This is a genomic window from Tepidanaerobacter syntrophicus (genome assembly GCF_001485475.2).
Classification (GTDB): domain Bacteria; phylum Bacillota; class Thermosediminibacteria; order Thermosediminibacterales; family Tepidanaerobacteraceae; genus Tepidanaerobacter; species Tepidanaerobacter syntrophicus.
The window spans coordinates 1-16,504 of record NZ_DF977003.1 but is presented as its reverse complement, the minus strand read 5'-3'; the positions used below and the strand labels follow the sequence as shown (position 1 = coordinate 16,504).

General features: G+C 39.0%; 16 protein-coding genes. 3 read left to right on the top strand and 13 right to left on the bottom strand.

The features are described from left to right. Nucleotides 1-131 precede the first annotated feature (131 nt). The 3 genes from TSYNT_RS08995 (at nucleotide 132) to TSYNT_RS08985 (ending at nucleotide 3,589) form a co-directional block, all read left to right on the top strand. A complete protein-coding gene (locus TSYNT_RS08995; protein WP_059033288.1) occupies nucleotides 132-1,142 on the top strand; it encodes a Nif3-like dinuclear metal center hexameric protein in 1,011 nt (336 codons plus the stop codon). Between the two features lie 12 nt (nucleotides 1,143-1,154). Continuing rightward, entirely contained in the window at nucleotides 1,155-2,375 is a 1,221-nt protein-coding gene (locus TSYNT_RS08990; RefSeq protein ID WP_238142689.1) for an amidohydrolase family protein, read from the top strand. A 125-nt stretch (nucleotides 2,376-2,500) separates the two neighbouring features. Next, entirely contained in the window at nucleotides 2,501-3,589 is a 1,089-nt protein-coding gene (locus tag TSYNT_RS08985) for a hypothetical protein (protein ID WP_059033286.1), read from the top strand. 79 nt (nucleotides 3,590-3,668) lie between these two features. Here TSYNT_RS08985 and TSYNT_RS08980 read toward each other — a convergent pair whose 3' ends face one another. From TSYNT_RS08980 to TSYNT_RS08920, 13 genes are all read right to left on the bottom strand, one after another. After that, nucleotides 3,669-4,250 carry a flavodoxin family protein gene (locus TSYNT_RS08980; RefSeq protein ID WP_059033284.1) on the bottom strand — a complete coding sequence of 194 codons (582 nt, stop codon included), beginning with the start codon at nucleotides 4,248-4,250 and terminating at the stop codon, nucleotides 3,669-3,671. A 28-nt stretch (nucleotides 4,251-4,278) separates the two neighbouring features. Beyond that, nucleotides 4,279-5,028: a GntR family transcriptional regulator gene (locus tag TSYNT_RS08975; RefSeq protein ID WP_059033283.1), complete on the bottom strand. Its 750-nt coding sequence runs from the start codon at nucleotides 5,026-5,028 to the stop codon at nucleotides 4,279-4,281. Then, nucleotides 4,997-5,683: a cobalamin B12-binding domain-containing protein gene (locus TSYNT_RS08970; RefSeq protein WP_059033281.1), complete on the bottom strand. Its 687-nt coding sequence runs from the start codon at nucleotides 5,681-5,683 to the stop codon at nucleotides 4,997-4,999. Before TSYNT_RS08970 ends, TSYNT_RS08975 begins: the two co-directional genes overlap by 32 nt. A gap of 150 nt (nucleotides 5,684-5,833) precedes the next feature. Further along, the gene (gcvH, locus tag TSYNT_RS08965; RefSeq protein WP_059033279.1) at nucleotides 5,834-6,208 is read right to left on the bottom strand and encodes a glycine cleavage system protein GcvH; all 375 of its coding nucleotides are present in this window, start codon (nucleotides 6,206-6,208) and stop codon (nucleotides 5,834-5,836) included. 71 nt (nucleotides 6,209-6,279) lie between these two features. After that, nucleotides 6,280-7,155 carry a methylenetetrahydrofolate reductase gene (locus TSYNT_RS08960; RefSeq protein ID WP_059033277.1) on the bottom strand — a complete coding sequence of 292 codons (876 nt, stop codon included), beginning with the start codon at nucleotides 7,153-7,155 and terminating at the stop codon, nucleotides 6,280-6,282. Continuing rightward, the gene (locus tag TSYNT_RS08955) at nucleotides 7,152-7,814 is read right to left on the bottom strand and encodes a methylenetetrahydrofolate reductase C-terminal domain-containing protein (protein WP_059033275.1); all 663 of its coding nucleotides are present in this window, start codon (nucleotides 7,812-7,814) and stop codon (nucleotides 7,152-7,154) included. The genes TSYNT_RS08960 and TSYNT_RS08955 overlap by 4 nt, the downstream gene beginning before the upstream one ends. 18 nt (nucleotides 7,815-7,832) lie before the next feature. Next, nucleotides 7,833-8,690 (bottom strand): bifunctional 5,10-methylenetetrahydrofolate dehydrogenase/5,10-methenyltetrahydrofolate cyclohydrolase, encoded by an 858-nt coding sequence (locus tag TSYNT_RS08950; RefSeq protein ID WP_059033273.1) that lies wholly within the window; start codon nucleotides 8,688-8,690, stop codon nucleotides 7,833-7,835. 47 nt (nucleotides 8,691-8,737) lie between these two features. Then, nucleotides 8,738-9,370: a cyclodeaminase/cyclohydrolase family protein gene (locus TSYNT_RS08945; RefSeq protein ID WP_059033271.1), complete on the bottom strand. Its 633-nt coding sequence runs from the start codon at nucleotides 9,368-9,370 to the stop codon at nucleotides 8,738-8,740. Nucleotides 9,371-9,382: 12 nt separating this feature from the next. Then, nucleotides 9,383-11,068 (bottom strand): formate--tetrahydrofolate ligase, encoded by a 1,686-nt coding sequence (locus TSYNT_RS08940; RefSeq protein ID WP_059033269.1) that lies wholly within the window; start codon nucleotides 11,066-11,068, stop codon nucleotides 9,383-9,385. Nucleotides 11,069-11,112: 44 nt separating this feature from the next. After that, nucleotides 11,113-11,916, bottom strand: a complete 804-nt coding sequence (locus tag TSYNT_RS08935; RefSeq protein ID WP_059033267.1) for a methyltetrahydrofolate cobalamin methyltransferase — start codon at nucleotides 11,914-11,916, stop codon at nucleotides 11,113-11,115. A gap of 149 nt (nucleotides 11,917-12,065) precedes the next feature. Next, nucleotides 12,066-13,832, bottom strand: a complete 1,767-nt coding sequence (locus tag TSYNT_RS08930) for an ASKHA domain-containing protein (protein WP_059033265.1) — start codon at nucleotides 13,830-13,832, stop codon at nucleotides 12,066-12,068. A 41-nt stretch (nucleotides 13,833-13,873) separates the two neighbouring features. Then, entirely contained in the window at nucleotides 13,874-15,175 is a 1,302-nt protein-coding gene (locus tag TSYNT_RS08925) for an MFS transporter (RefSeq protein WP_059033263.1), read from the bottom strand. Between the two features lie 67 nt (nucleotides 15,176-15,242). Then, the coding region (locus tag TSYNT_RS08920; protein ID WP_337589724.1) for a uroporphyrinogen decarboxylase family protein at nucleotides 15,243-16,504 on the bottom strand (1,262 nt) is incomplete at its 5' end.

Here is a 16,504-nt window from a genome sequence, read left to right as displayed (position 1 = left end):
AAATAAATGCCTTTGTAGATAAAGGGAACTGTTATGCTACTTTCCTTTTTGGAATGGTAGGGTGATTTTCCCGTTGAAGAGGTATTTATTTGGCGGCCTCTATTTTTGTCCAAAACAAGGAGGGACTTTTTATGAAGGTCAGAGAATTGATAGGCGTGCTTGACGATATTACAGGAGGGAGGGTAATTACAGATTTAGACGACGTATCTACTGGAAAAAATCCTTTTGTGGTAATAAAAAGCTCGAATATTCCGGGAAAGGCAGTAATGGAAACTCCTGGCCTAGTATACGGAAATCCGGATGCCGAAATTAAAAAGGTTGCAGTAGCTATGACGCTTACCGAAGGAGGTATAGAACTTGCGGGAGCGACAGGAGTAAATGTCATAATTGCGCATCATCCAATTGCCGATGCAGCAAACTCCGGCGGTGTAACACTTAAGTCATATTTAGATCTTTACAATATTTCGGTATTTGAGCTTCATGAAGCATTTCATGGGCTTCATCCCGGTATCTCATACATTCATGGTCACAAGCCTTTTCATTCCGATATCAGATATGGTGGCATCCCTGGAAATATAATGTATGTGGGAAAAACTCTTGACGAAGTAAAGACATTAGGAGACATACTTGATCGTTTAAATAAAATGATGGATATGGACAAGGAAAATCAAGTAATGGGTTCGGAAAGAATTCATTTCAACTGTGCTGACATGAAGGATTCTGCAACATCGGTATTAGGCGAGATATTGCTGGGCACAAAAGACAGTCCGGTAAATACTGTACTTCACATCTTTCCTCATACGGGTTTTACAGCGGAGCACCTTGAAAAAGCCAAGAGTGAATATCCTGAAATAGACACTGTGCTTGCGACTATAAGCCGGGTAAAGACTGACAGCGCTTTAGTAGCAAAAGCTAAGGAACTGGGGTTAAATTTCATTTGCGGAAATTCTCATGCTCTAGAGATTTTTGAAAACGGATTACCTCTAGCATATGCTTTAAGGCATTATTTGCCCGAGGATATAGAAATAGTAATCTTTAGAGAAAGAATATGTTCAACACCACTTAAAGATTTTGGATCCCAAACAATCAAAGATTATGCAAAATTTATTACAGAAAATTACCTTATTCACGATAAAAAGTAATTTTTAATTGAGGTGAGGCTGTTGTGGGATTTAATTATTAAAAATGGTAACATATTGACCCTAGATGCCCCCTTAAAAAAGAATAGTAATTGTATTTTAATAAAAAATGGTATTATTTCGGATATCGTAGATTGCGAAACAGCAAAAAATCTTCAGGCACAAAAGATAATAGACGCTACAGGGCTTACTGTAATGCCGGGCCTCATCGACTGCCATACACATTTGTGTGAATATGCTACCGAAGGTGTGCACCATACTATAGGAAAATCTCAAAAAATGGCCGCTATATCTAATTATCTTGATTGTCTGAAAAGTGGAATAACTACTGTTGGTGATCATCACCTTGGCCACCCACTATTGTCAACGCCTCTGAGTGAACTAAAACATACAGCAGGGAATATAGCTTTAACTGTGAAATTTACTGCAGGAATGTGCTGTTTAGGCACTGAACCATTGTCTTATACTTCATCATTAAAGCCCGGCAGCAACTTGACATTTGATGATTTTAACGATGAGCACTTTGCTAAACTGGCAGTTGAAAGTGAATTTCCCGGTGAGAATATTTTTGTAACTGCAACTGTGGCGAATTTACCGCCTGCCTTGGTGCCAAACGGTGGAAAACTAATTTTTAATAGCAAAGATATTTGCAAAATTGTTGATATATTCCACGCTGCAGGAAAAAGAATAGGAGCTCACATAGAAGGTGCCGAAAATATTCAGATATTCATAGATGCGGGCGGCGACGTTATTCACCACGGTCATGGTGCCGAGAATGCTCAGTTTATACAAATGGCTAATAAAAAAATTGCATTGGTTGCTACTCCCCACGGAGGGACAAGCAGATCTCCTAATACACCGGAAGATATTTACAATGCCTTAAATGCAAATGTTGTAACAGCTATAGCCACTGATTCGTATTTGCCTGTGCATCCCCAAGCGATGGGCCTGGGTAATTTAAAAATAGTAGGTCCAAAGGACTTTCTTGCAATATGTAAACCAACGTTTGAATATCTAAATAATAAGGGAATTTCAAAAACCGACTGTCTCAAATTAATAACTGTAAATGCTGCTAAAATAATGGGCCTGGATCTAGAAATAGGTTCTATTAAAAAGCTTAAAAGGGCTGATATTATCTTGTGTAAAGGTGTGCCTGTATTTGATTTTACCAATATTGAATCAATTGCAGCAGTTATTAAAGAAGGTGTGATAGAAATCAATAATAGCGGGTTGTGATTTTTATCATTAATGTGATGGAGGTGATTATTTTCCGGAACTTTTCATGTGTTGCAGAGTTTATTTGGATATCTATGGTTTGTTAAACTCATCATCTATTAAAAAATTATGAGGAGGTTTTTTAAGTGGCTTCAAAGGAAGATAAGACAGTAAACACCAACGAAGTTCGCCCAATTTCGAACATTGAATATGTTGGCTTAACACTCCTAGCGTTAACTCTTATTGCACTTTTTGTTAAACCTGAAATTATCGGCGGCAGCTTTAATGCGATGTTAACAAAAGCTGTTGAACCGGTGGTTAAGACTTACCTTACCGGCACCCTTGGCACCGCCATAATTTTAAGTGTTATGACAGGACGTATATTGGAACGTCTAGGCTTCACAGATGCTTTAATACGTGTTTTTACACCACTTGCAAAGCTTATGAAAATAACACCGTTGATAATAGTTCCTGCAATATACAATATTCTCGGAGATATAAATGCAGCAGGCAGAATTACCGGTCCATCCCTTAAAAAGGCAGGAGCTACAAAAGATGAGCAAAAAATAGCTATTGCAACTATGTTCCAGTCGCAACAGTCTTTTTCGACATTTATGTTAGGTTTGGTAGCTTTTGCAAAAGCAGGTATATGGGCTTTCCCTGTAGTTATCATAGGAATATTTCTTCCTGTAATCGTTGTTCCTTTTGTACTAAGTAAAACTATCTACAGAAATGTCAAATACAAAGATATAAGTGAAATGCCTCGTTTTACCCCAACCACCCCAATTGTACCAACTATATTTAACGGCGCAAGGGAAGGCGCTGAACTGATGTTCTTATTATTGATCCCTGCAGTGGTCGTAGTTTTCGCTATCATAGGATTATTAGAATACATTGGCGTTTGGGCACCAATCGAGTCAGCGATGTCTGCTTTTCTAAATCTTTTATCGATAGATCCTGCAACCGGAATGCAGTCTATCTTAGTTGCACCTACGCTTGCAATGAATACCCTGGTAGAAACTATTCAAACTATACCAACGCGTTTTGCTATAGGTTCCTTTATATTAGCAGCATCAGGCCTACCTCTGCAGGTGCCCCTTGCCCAGATTCCTGCAGTTTGGAGTGAATCTTCTGACCTTTCTACGGGCGAAGCCCTTCAGGCATCCCTTGTAGGCCTTGTAATCCGTGTATTCAGTGCGTTTGCACTTGCTTGGATTATAACACCGATGGTATAAAGCTATAAAAGCAAAAAATAATTAGTATGTAAGTCAAGAAACTATTCAAGGGACTGATTCTTTTCAAAAAAAATATGAATCAGCCCCTTGAATTTTCAATTAAACCCTTTCCTATATCTGCGATTTTTATAATTAGTTCAGGTCTTTTATCTACAGGAAGCTCATCGGTATTTGGGATAAAAATCTTATCCGTCAGCTTTGCATTTATACATTTGTAAAACATATCTAAAACCTTAATGACACACTCAAAATCTTTATCAGCCATATTAGAACCTGATACGCATATCGCACATCCTGTTCTTTTTTTGCGGCTTATTGGGCTTTTTCCGGCTACATATTTGCCAGACCAAATTGACTGGCAGCGTTCGATTAGTATTTTTAGGCGCGATGATAAAGTGTTAAAATATATAGGTGTCGAGGTTAAAACAATGTCAGCTTCTTCAAAATACACATATACATTTTGCATTTCGTCATTTATTATGCATTTTCCATCTTTAAAACACGAATTGCAGGCTTTGCAGGGTTTTATGTCCATGTTGGTTAGATATAATCTTTTTATATTTAATTCCTTGCTTTTCATGGCGTCTAACAGATAATCTAATGCCACATCACTGTTATACCCTCTGCGATGGCCTCCGTATATTGCAACTATGTTTTTCATAGTACTCTCCCGTCTGTAAATACCTACTTTACTGCCGCATCATATTGCGGTTTTCCTGAACTGCCTTGTCTTTAAAAAATGACGCCTCTGCATAAAGCTTGCAGTAGTCTCCTCTAAAATATGTTATGCCAAGGCCCATCGGCTTATTATCCATATCGTACAGCTTTTGTTCTATAACCATCAAAGGCAGCTCAGCATTGTAAATATTTAGATATTTACTCAGTTCCTCGTCCGGCATTTGCACAGAAATAACCAGCTCTTTTCTTATTGCAAAAAGTGACGTATTCTTCGATACCATTTCAGGGAATGTAGCATATCGTATCTCTTTTTCAACAATTGGCATTCCCTTGTAGTAGGGCAAATACTTAACATCGTACGCCACCGGCTCTTCATCTGTATAAAACAGCCTTCGAATCATTATCACCTTTTTATTCTTTGTTATCTGGAGACTGTCGATTAATTTATAAGGTGGCATGATGATATTGACTTCAAGCAATTTTGTTTTATCAACACTATTAATAAGGTTATTCATTTCATCATAATAAAGGGTGTAAATACTGCTGTCGGGTTCCTGGACAAAATTGCCCTTTCCCGGAATGGAATATATATATCCTTCATTGGCCAATATTGCAAGGCCCTTTCTCACTGTCATTCGACTGGTATTATAGTTTTTGCATAAAGTGTTTTCGGAATATATAGGATCGCCAGGTTTTAGTTCGCCGCTATTAATTTTTTCTTTTATGTCTTCAACGATTTGAAGATAGATTGGTAGCCCCATCATCAATACTCCTCATATTATACTTTGTCTCTATCCATTTTCTGCAATATTCTACGCCAAGCGATGCATCATTAGTGTAATAGTCGGCACCTATATACTCACAAGCCTCTTTAGTGAGATGACTACCGCCTAAAATAATTAGTCTGTTTTCTCTCAAGCCGGCTTTTTCAAGAGCGGCCACAGTCTCCTTCATTGATTCTATTGTGAAGTTTAGCACGCCGCTTAATCCTATTATATCCGGATCATATTTCTGCACACCTTGAACAAAAGCTTCTTTTGATACATCTACTCCCAGATCTATAACATCAAATTGGCTCGCTTCCATCATGCCTTTAAATATATCTTTTCCTATATCGTGCAAATCTCCTTTAACTGTTCCCACCAGTATTCTTCCAACTTTGCGATTATCGCTGTTTTGAAATTGTGCCATCATTTTATCTAATTTTAGCACTTCTTTAAATATGAGGCCAGCCATTATTAAGTCAGCAATAAAATACTGCTTACTTTCATAAAGTTTTCCGACTCTGTCCATGCCTTCTTTAATTAGGTTTAATAGATGAAACGGCTCCATGCCATTTATAAGGGCTTCATTGGCAAGTTTAATCACTTTTTCCTCATCAAGGTCTTCTACTGCCTTTATTATTTGCTCTTCCATCATTGGCCCTCCAAAATACTTTTATTTGGCAAAATACGACATATCTATACATATAAATATAATAGCACTAAATGCATAATTTTGCAAATAGTAAAAACCGGGAAAAATTTCCCGGTCCTTTAAGGCATTTGTTTTTTAAACCTTATAACTTCACTTTAAGCTTTCTTCATATTCTTCGGCACTTATAAGATCGTTTAACTCATCAGGATTTTTAATTTCGAACTTAGCAATCCAAGCATCATAAGGCGCTTCATTTATGCGTTCGGGAGAATCGTCTAATTCCTCGTTTACTTCAACAACAACACCGGAAAATGGCATTCTTAGTTCCGAATTTACCTTAGCCGATTCTACCTCACTAAAAAGGTCACCTTTGGCAAATTCTTGTCCGACTTTCGGCAAATCTACATATAATATTTCTCCTAATTGGTCCTGAGCATAGTCGGTGATACCTATGCAGGCTGTATTGCCTTCAACCTTTACCCACAAATGCTCCTTGTTATATTTTAAATCCTTCGGAAAATTCATCTTGTCATCCCTCTCCTTCTTTGTTTATTTAATAGTAAAATAGTAATTTCAACTATACTCCATGAATCAGGTTAAAGTCTTGCTTCGTCTAAAATTAGAGGTACATTTTCTTCAGCGCCAATTGCCATTATATGAACGCCATCGCATAAGTTTTTGTCTCTAAGTTCATAAATTAATTCACCGGCAATCTTGATTCCCTCTTTTGCAGGTTCGCTGCTTTTTTTCATGCGCTCTATGAGTTCATCGGGAACATTTATTCCGGGAATGTTTTTGTTCATATATTTTGCCATACCCGCAGACTTTAGTGGTATTATTCCTGCAAGGATTTTTGTATTAAATGGTTTTGTAAGCTCCTTAAATTTCTTCATTGTTTCAATGCTGTAAATTGCCTGTGTCTGAAAGAATTTGGCTCCGGCTTGAATCTTTTTTTGCATTTTTATAAGTTGGAGCTCGATTGGGTCATATTCCGGCGTCACACTAGCTCCTAAAAAGAAAGAAGGATATGTTTCTAGCTTATTCCCACCCATATCTACTCCTTGTGATAATAATGTAGCTGCTTGTAAAATTCCTACACTGTCCAAATCGTATACAGGTTTTGCGTCAGGATTATCTCCCACTGTAGGATGATCTCCTGTAAGCGCTAAAAGATTTTCTACACCAAAAAATCCCGCAGACAGCATTTCTCCTTGTATAGCTAAGCGATTCCGATCTCTACCGGTAATCTGAAAAACAGGCTCTAAACCCATATCGATCAAAGCTTTGCACATCGCAAGGGATGTTGCTCTAAGTATTGCTGATTGAAAATCTGTAACATTTATTCCATGTACCCGCTCGCCAAACAGCTCTGCGCACTGCAGAGCATGGGAAAAATCGATGCCTTTAGGTGGCGCAAGTTCTGCTGTAACCGCAAATTCGTTATTTTCTAAGGCTTTTTGCAGTAAACTCATTGTGCTGCACCTCCATCTCTAAGGCTTATAGTCCTGGGATGTGCAACTTTTGAGTATTCCTTTGGTTTTTGTATCTCATATATTTTTTCTAACTGGCCTAATTTTTTCAATTTCTCATAAATTAATATCCATGCACGGTCATTTTCCGGGTTCACTTCGCATTTTCCATCTTTTGCACCACCGCAAGGACCGTTCAGCAATGATTTGGCACACTTTGTAACCGGGCAAATATCGCCGGTTAGGCCGAGTATACAGTCGCCGCAGGTCTTGCAAGCTTCGCTATATACTCCGACTCTTTCAACTTCTCCGACAAACATAGTGTTGTTGCCCGGATAAACTGGTATATCTACGAGTTTTCCTATTGTCTGTGTTCCATCTCCGCAAGCAAAAGATAGTATGGCATCAGCATCAGATACTGTATCTTTAATCTTTTTTAGGTCTCTTCTTACCAGAAGGTAGTTGCAGCTGGTTTCGGGAACTATAAAAGCCGTTACTTGTTTTCCGATTTCTTCAAGTTTAGCTTTCATGGCCACAAGCTCTTCTTCGCCGCCAACCTTGCACACAGTGGCACATTCACCGCATCCGATTAAAATTATCTTATTGCTGTCTTTTAAAAGTTCTTTAATTTCTTCAAAGGGTTTATGCTGAGAAATAATCAAGATGGCACCTCCCGTTCCTTAACATGAGCCTGTTTGTAATTTGCATGCTTTTATCACCTGTTTTGCTAAAACAGAAGTTGTAACTGATCCTACCCCGCCCGGAACCGGTGTAATCAGTGAGGCCTTGCGGGCACAATCTTCTGTATCAGCATCCCCGCATAGTTTTCCGTCTTCGTCAACGTTTATTCCTACATCAATTACAACTGCGCCGTCCTTTACATATTCAGAATTTACCATTTTCGCCCGCCCGATTCCGACTACAAGCACATCTGCTTCAGAGGCAACTTGGGGCAAGTTTTGTGTTCTCGAGTGGCAAATAGTAACAGTGGCGTGTTCCTTTAGCAGCATCATAGATACAGGCTTGCCTACAATCATAGAGCGCCCTATAACCACCGCTCGTTTGCCTTTCAATTCAACATTATAATACTTTAGCATCTCCATAACGGCAGCAGGTGTGCAGGGAGGAAAACCGCTTTCGTCTCCTTCAAACACCTTTGCTACATTAAGAGGGCTAAAGCAATCTACGTCTTTGTTAGCGTCAATAACATATTTTATAACATTTTCATCAAGCTGCTTCGGCAGCGGCCTAAATATCAAAATGCCGTGAACAGAGGAATCTGAATTGACTTTTTTAAGAAAGTCCACGAACTCCTCCTGTGTAATATTTTCAGGAAGTGCATTTACTTGTACGTCAATATCAAGCTCGGACATTACCTTTAGTGCTCCGCGCTCATAAGATATATCTCCCGGATCGGCACCTACTCTGATAATAGACAATTTTGGAATGGTGCCTTTTGCTCTAAGCTCTTTTACTTCGGCTTTTATATCTTCTTTTATTTTATCCGCAACAGGTTTGCCTTTAATTAATGTTCCCAATAATACCCCTCCTCCGTATGTATTTTGTATTTCGCAAAGGCGGCGTTTTATTTATTTAAGATATTTTCCACCTTATTATACACTATATCGGCAAGGTCTACTGCTTCAGAAACCAGATTATCGACTTCTTTTTTTACTTTGCTTACATAATCTTCGTCTTTGATAGAATTAATGTTAATTACAACATTTAATCTGCCGCTGATTATTGCTGCCCTCAGGCACTGAACGCCAACGCCCACATCACTTATGGCAAGCTTCGAGCATTTGTCGACAAGTTCTGCATGAAGCTTTATTCCCTTATGGCAAGCTCTGACTATTTTTATTGGAACCTGGCAAGCTTGTTTAAGAGCTTTTTCCATCGTCTCTTCTTTTAGTTTTTTCTGCTCTTCTGTCTCTGTAGGCATTCCATAAGCTTTCGAAAGAGGAAGAAAGTTTTCTGCATCCTCATCAATCATTTGCATTAATTCTTTCTGAAGCTCTTCGCATTTTTTTAATATGCCTTTGATATCTTCTTCATACTGAGCATACTTTTTTTTGCCTATGGTTAAATTAGATACCATGCTTCCTAAGGCAACACCGATTGCACCTACCAGGGCGGCGGCTCCGCCGCCACCCGGTACTGGATTTTTTGATGCAAGTTCATTTACAAAATCGTTACAAGTCTTATCCCCAAAATTCATGAATAATACCTCCTAGAATAATCCCGAAATTACTCCTTTTTCGTCAACATCAATTTTTTCCGCGGCCGGAACTTTTGGAAGGCCGGGCATCTTCATTATATCACCTGTAACAGCAACAAGGAAGCCCGCTCCTGCCGAAAGAGTGACATCTCTTACGGTAATATTGAATCCTGTAGGTCTTCCAAGCTTTTTCGGGTCATCGCTAAGGGAATATTGGGTTTTCGCCATACAAACCGGTAAATTGCCATATCCGAGTTTCTCGAAATTATCAATTTCTTTAGCAGCTTTATCTGTAAAGACCACATCATCTGCTCCGTAAATTTTTTGAGAGATTGCCCGTATCTTTTCCTTAATGGGTATATCTAACTCGTATGCAAAGCTAAGCTTTTGATCTTTGCCCTCGTTCTGCTCTATCAATCTTAACAATTCCTCTGCTAGGGCTATTCCGCCTTCTCCGCCTTTGGCCCAAACTTCCGAAATCGCCACATTTACTCCTAATTCATTGCATTTTTCTTCAATGAATTTCAATTCAGCATCAGTGTCCTGCGGAAATCTGTTGACCGCTACCACTGCAGGGAGTTTAAATACTTGAGTAATATTTTCCACATGCTTTAAAAGATTGGGTATGCCTTTTACAAGCGCATCCAAATCTTCTTTGTCAAGCTCTGACTTGGGAAGTCCGCCATTATATTTTAACGCTCTTACAGTTGCAACAATAATTACCGCATCAGGTTTTAAACCGGCAAGCCGGCACTTTATATCAATGAATTTTTCCGCTCCCAGATCTGCACCGAAGCCTGCTTCTGTAACTACATAATCCGAAAACTGCATCGCCATCTTCGTAGCTATAACAGAATTGCAGCCGTGTGCTATGTTAGCAAAGGGTCCACCGTGGACAAATGCCGGCGTTCCTTCCAAGGTTTGAACTAAATTAGGCTTTAATGCATCCTTTAAAAGGGCTGCCATTGCGCCCTGAGCCTTTATGTCTGCAGCAGTAATAGGATTGCCCTTTCTGTCATAAGCTACTAAAATTTTTGCAAGTCTATTTTTCAGGTCTACAATGTCATTTGCTAAGCAGAAAATTGCCATAACTTCCGAAGCTACCGTAATATCAAATCCATCTTCTCTGGGCATGCCGTTGGCTTTTCCTCCGAGACCGTCAACTAAACTCCTGAGCTGTCTATCGTTCATATCAAGAGCTCTGCGCCACACAACTCGTCTCGGATCTATATCTAACGCGTTTCCTTGGAAAATATGGTTATCAACCATTGCTGCAAGTAGATTATTAGCAGCCGTAATGGCATGTATATCTCCCGTAAAATGAAGATTTATATCTTCCATGGGAACAACCTGTGAATATCCTCCTCCTGCTGCACCGCCTTTAACCCCAAATACAGGCCCTAATGAAGGTTCTCTCAATGCTACCATGGATTTTTTGCCTAAGCGAGCAAGAGCATCTGCGGCACCGATAGTAGTGGTTGTTTTGCCTTCGCCGGCAGGTGTTGGTGTAATTGCTGTAGTTAAAATTAATTTCGCCTTTTTGCCGGAACCATTTTTTAACAAATTGTAGTCGACTTTTGCTTTGTACTTTCCGTATAATTCAATATCATCTTCGCTAAAACCAACTTTTGCGGCAATTTCCCTAATGTCCTTAAGTTTTGTTGATTGAGCAATCTCAATATCAGATTTAAAAGTCATTGATGCAGCCTCCCTGTTTTTATCATTAAAATTTAGATACATTATTATTTTTTATAACCAATCTTGCCTTTTCTATATGCATCATTAAATTTCCTGCAGTATCTGTCCTTGCCAAGCAGTGCTTCGGTTGCAAGAAGCGTCGCCATCATATCTTGATCGCAGGGATCCATTATAGCAGAATCCATACCTGCGTATATTGCAAGTGTCAAGAATGTCCTGTTGACAATCTTTCGAAGGGGCATGCCAAAGGATATGTTGCTTAAGCCTGAAGTAACTTTAATCGTAGGATACATTTCTTTTATTTTTTTAGTAGTTTCCATAAACTTTAACATAGATTGATTGTCTGTAGCCAGCGCTATTACCAGTGGGTCAATATGTATTCTGTCTGGCGCAATATTATATTTATCAGCTTTTTCTACTATTTCTTTTGTTATATCGATCCTCGTTTGGACATCTGATGGTATACCTCTGTTGTCGCATGTTAGGGCAAACACTTGCCAATCAGTTCCTTGGATAAGGGGAAAAATAATTTCACACTTTTCTCCCTCCAGCGAAACGGAGTTAATTATGCCCGGTTTTTTTGCATATTTAAATACTGTTTCAATGGTTCTTGGGTTGGGACTATCAATACATACAGGCTTATCAACTGAGTCTTGAACGATATCCATAAGCCACTTTAGTGTTTCGACTTCTACCTCCGGAGTGGTTCCTGCGCATACATCTATATAGTCTGCTCCAGCTTCTGCCTGTTTAACCGCTCGGTCTCGTATGAATGCTTCGTCTCTTTCGTCGATTGCTTTTTTTACGCTAGGAATAGTTCCATTAATTTTTTCTCCAATAATAATCATTATAAAGCACCTCCGCTATAAATTTGAATATTTCATTTGTATATACATGTATAGTTTACATATTTCATAAAAATATATTAACATTTTTAAAATTATTTGTCAATGATGACTAATCAATATTTTATATTATGTGTTATTTTGTTAACAAATCAAAAATTTATCTTATTAAAAAATGCGTCTCTGAAATCTTCCCTGGCACTTAGCTCTACATATTTTATTTTGCTAGCGATATCCCTTGCGCGGTTGCGCTCTTTTTCTGAAAGTAAGAATAATTTTGCACCGGCTCCTGCTGAATTTCCGATTCCTTTTATCTTATTTTCAAGCTCTTGAGGAATTAAGCCAACTCTGCATGCACTTTTATAGTCTAAATAATTGCCGAATGCTCCCGCCAAAAATACCTCGTCTATATCATCAGCCTTTGCACCATAGGTTTTTAAAAGCACTTCAATGCCAGCTGCAATTGCACCTTTTGCCAGTTGAAACTCCCTGATATCTTTCTGGGTTATATAAACAGGTCGGCCGGTAGCTGTTTTATCCTCAATAAGAAAGGACAAAACGCCTTCTATTGTAGTAATTCTATCTAAATACTTTTTGCCAATAGGGTTATTTACTTCTTCAGGTCTTAAAATACGGCCGTTTTGATCGATTATCCCTGCCTTTAATAGTTCTGCTATAATATCTACAAGGCCTGAACCCGCGATACCGTAAGGCAGTCCATCGTCTATTACTGTATAGCTCAGTTCATTGTCAATATGCACATGATCTATTGCCCCGGAAGCTCCTCTCATGCCGCATGTGATCTCTACGCCCTCGAAGGCCGGTCCTGCAGCCGTAGAGCAAGAAAGCGAATTATCTTTTGTGCCGAGAACTATTTCGCCGTTTGTTCCAATGTCTATAAACAGCTTTAGCTTCTCTGCTTTATCGATTTCTATAGTTAAAGCTCCGGCTACTATATCTCCACCTACAAAACCTGCTATATTAGGTAATATAAAAACCTTGCCTGTAGGATTTATTTTGATACCCAGGTCTTGGGCATCTGCAACTATATGTTCTGTCACTACCGGAACATATGGCGTTGAGGCAAGCGATCCCGGCTTTATATTTAAAAATAAGTGATGCATTGCAGTGTTGCCACATACAGAAATGGCGTAAACATCTGAAGTTTTAAACCCTGCCTCTTTAACCGCCTCCGCTATTAATTCATTTATTGCTTGAACAATTTCGCCATGTAACCTTTCCAGTCCCGCATCTGTTTCTGCAAAGTTTATGCGCGAAATTACATCCGCACCATACTTTGTTTGTGGATTTAAGGTAGAAACTTTAGTTAGCTCTTTCCCGCTCTTTAAATCCATGAGATAACCGGCAACCGTAGTAGTTCCAATGTCAAAAGCCATTCCTAGCAACATATCTTGCGTGTTCTTATCTTCGATTGCGATAATTTCATCATCGGAAATAACTATTGTTACATCGAAATTATTTTCTCTAATTTTTTTAGGAAGCTCTTGTGCAATCTTTAAGCTCGGCCTTATTCCTCGCCTTTCCACTAATCTGCTCCAGTCATCCCTATTGTCAGAAAGTGTCGGTTGTGGCAGTTTTCTGTGCACTTTTTTTACCAAAGGATCTAAAAGTACTTCTCTTTCTAAACCTTCAGATAAAATTCTATGTTGTTGCTCTTTCTTTGTAATTTCGACTAGTAAGTCCTCTTTAATTTTAAATTGGCAGGCAAAAACTCTTTCTTCTTCTCCGCTGTCTCGTTTAATTTTAACCTGACACTGTTTGCAAAGCCCTAATCCTCCACAAGGAAACTCAAAACTTATATTATTATCGGTAAAAACTTTTTTGAGAGTATCATTTTCTTCCGCCAAAGTTTCTATGTTATTCGGCAGAATTTTTACTTTATATTTTTTATCGGACATTTCTATCGCCTCCTGCAGTTAAATTAACAGTTTTTGCTGATTTAATCAAGTCTTTTTATTTTATCGAATCTCATGCCTAAAATTGCGCAACACGTGCCGCACAATCGAACTATTATAGCGATTATCAATGCCCAATAATATCCGCCTGTCACATCTTTTATATAAGCCCCAACATATGGCCCTACCGATACCCCAACACCTACAGAAAATGCGTTCAGTACACTCATGACTTTGCCCAGGTGCTTTCGTCCAAAAACATGGGGGACAATAGCGTAATGAATAACAGGTTCCCCGCCACCACAAAAATAAAATACAGCCCCTATCAGGAAAATAAGAATCTTTGAATGGTAATTTAGATAAAATGCCCCCATTAAAATGGCGGGAAGTAGATAAACTACCCAAAGAGTTTTCCATGGCCCACCTAATTTATCTGAGATTATCCCCCAAATAAAAGTTCCTGCAAGAGTGGATATCGCTGAAACGGAAAGAAAAGTCGGCACCACTGAAGATAATATATCTTCTTTACTCATAGTGCTTGATAAACCTTCCATTATTATTAAAGAAACATTTTGTGTAAAAAACATATAGGAAAAAGAGGCGCAGGTAAAACAAATATATAATATCCAGAATCTTTTATCGAAAATTGCTTCTTTTAAGGTATAATCTTTTGAAAAGTTGTTAGTTATATTAGTATTGATATCAGATGTATTTTTTGAAAATATCGGATTCCAGTTGGAAGAGGGCGTTTTCCAGAAAGGAAGGCCTATCCCAATTAAAAATATAGCAGAAATTACAGAAAAGAATAAAAAAATATTGCCGTTAAAACCATGATTTTTTATGTAAGAAGCAACTAAGGGAGAATATACAATTGTCCCAGCACTTGTCCCTGCCACTGTAAATCCCATAGCTGTTCCCACTTTATCCGGAAACCATTTGCCGATTGTCGCCGGTGATGTGCCTCCAAAAAAACCGCACCCAAGGCCAACAAAAAAACTGCCCAAATACCAAAGGCGCATGGCTACAGACCACTGAGTAAGCAAAAGCATTTTCATTATAAAAATATGGCCTGTAATTAGGGATATTGCAGCAATGATAAAATTAATTTTCGGGCCGTATTTATCTAAAATTACTCCGGCAATAGGAGGCCCGACAATCATACTGCCTATCCCGCTAAAAGTCGCTGCAAGGACTATAGATGCAGTAGTATCTAATCCAAAATGCATTTGTATATGAGGATAAAACATAGTCCAAAGGCCGGTTACTGTGATTGCTGTTCCCATTACAAAACCCGATATTGGATAAAACCATCTTCTTTCTTCTCCTATTCCTTTTTCCAGGCCCATGATAGCCGTACCTCCGATGCAATTTTTAGAGGGCACCGAAGCAGTATCGGTGCCCAACTTTTTCTAATTAACCGTATTTTTCCACTGCTTCAATCAAAGCATGTATGTTTTCGGGTGGCGTATTTGCCGGAGCTACATTTACGCCGGCAGCAAGTATAAATCCTCCTCCTGGTTTCATTTTCTTTAACAGGTCTTTAATAAAATCGTCAATCTCTTGCGGAGTTCCGCTCACAAGTAAGCTCATAGGGATTCCACCCATTATACAAGTATGTCCCTGTAATACCTCTTTTGCTTTTACCACGTCAGTTTTTTCAAAATAAGCTACACCCCACCCTTTTGGCAACTCTAAAATGGTCTCTAGGTGAGGCTCATGATGTCCTTCAAAAAATACCTGAGATTTAACGCCCTCTTCGTAAAATCTCATTATTACTTTCTTCAATGAAGGCCAATAAAATTCATTATATAATTTCGGAGAAAGGTACTCGTTTAAGTGGAGGGGGAACATTGCAATTTTTGCACCGCCCTGGACTGTAGCCAGCGAATACTGAATAACCGGTTCTGTTAAGGCATCGATTGCCTTCTTAACTTTATCGGGATATCTTCTTACATCAAGCACTGCATTACTTATACCTCTTAAAAAGTCACCTATAATGTCCATGGGGGCATATCCCCATCCCATAGGCATTGAAGGATAGCCTAGCTCAGCTAATATTTTCCCCAGCTCAGCGTAAGCCGGACCAGCCTTTGATATCTCCATACCAACTCTTACCCAGGTAGCCATGGCCTTTCTTTTTGTCTCCAGATTAGTACATGCCCTAGGCAGTATGGTTTCTGCAATAAATCCTACAGGATCTTCTATCAGCTGATCGTATTCTTCCGGCTGCATGAAGGTTCCGCCGATAAACTGAGGACTTGCATTTTCATCAATCTCTCTGCCGGGATATCTGCAATATTTATCGCCGAGCGCATCGTGTATTGGACCAGTGATGAAGGCAATACCAGGAGATATGTCAGGAAATTCAGAAAAAGCTACACTAAATACCCTGCCGTCTAACCCCATGAGCCCGGCCATCCCGGTATCAAAGGGAAAATCCCTCAAAAACTTTTCGATTGCCATTAGAGTTTTTTCAGATTCATAACAAAACTCATATTGTGTGATTCCGGCATAAGCTGGAACTATATCTCCGCCCACACCCCAGCAAGGCACTCTATCAGGTTCCTCTAAATTCATAGCAGCTTGTATTCTTGCAAGACGTTCCTTTGCAAGTTCGTCAGGACTTTTTGCACACATCTTTATCCCTCCACTCCCATTAATTCTTTGCACAGCCT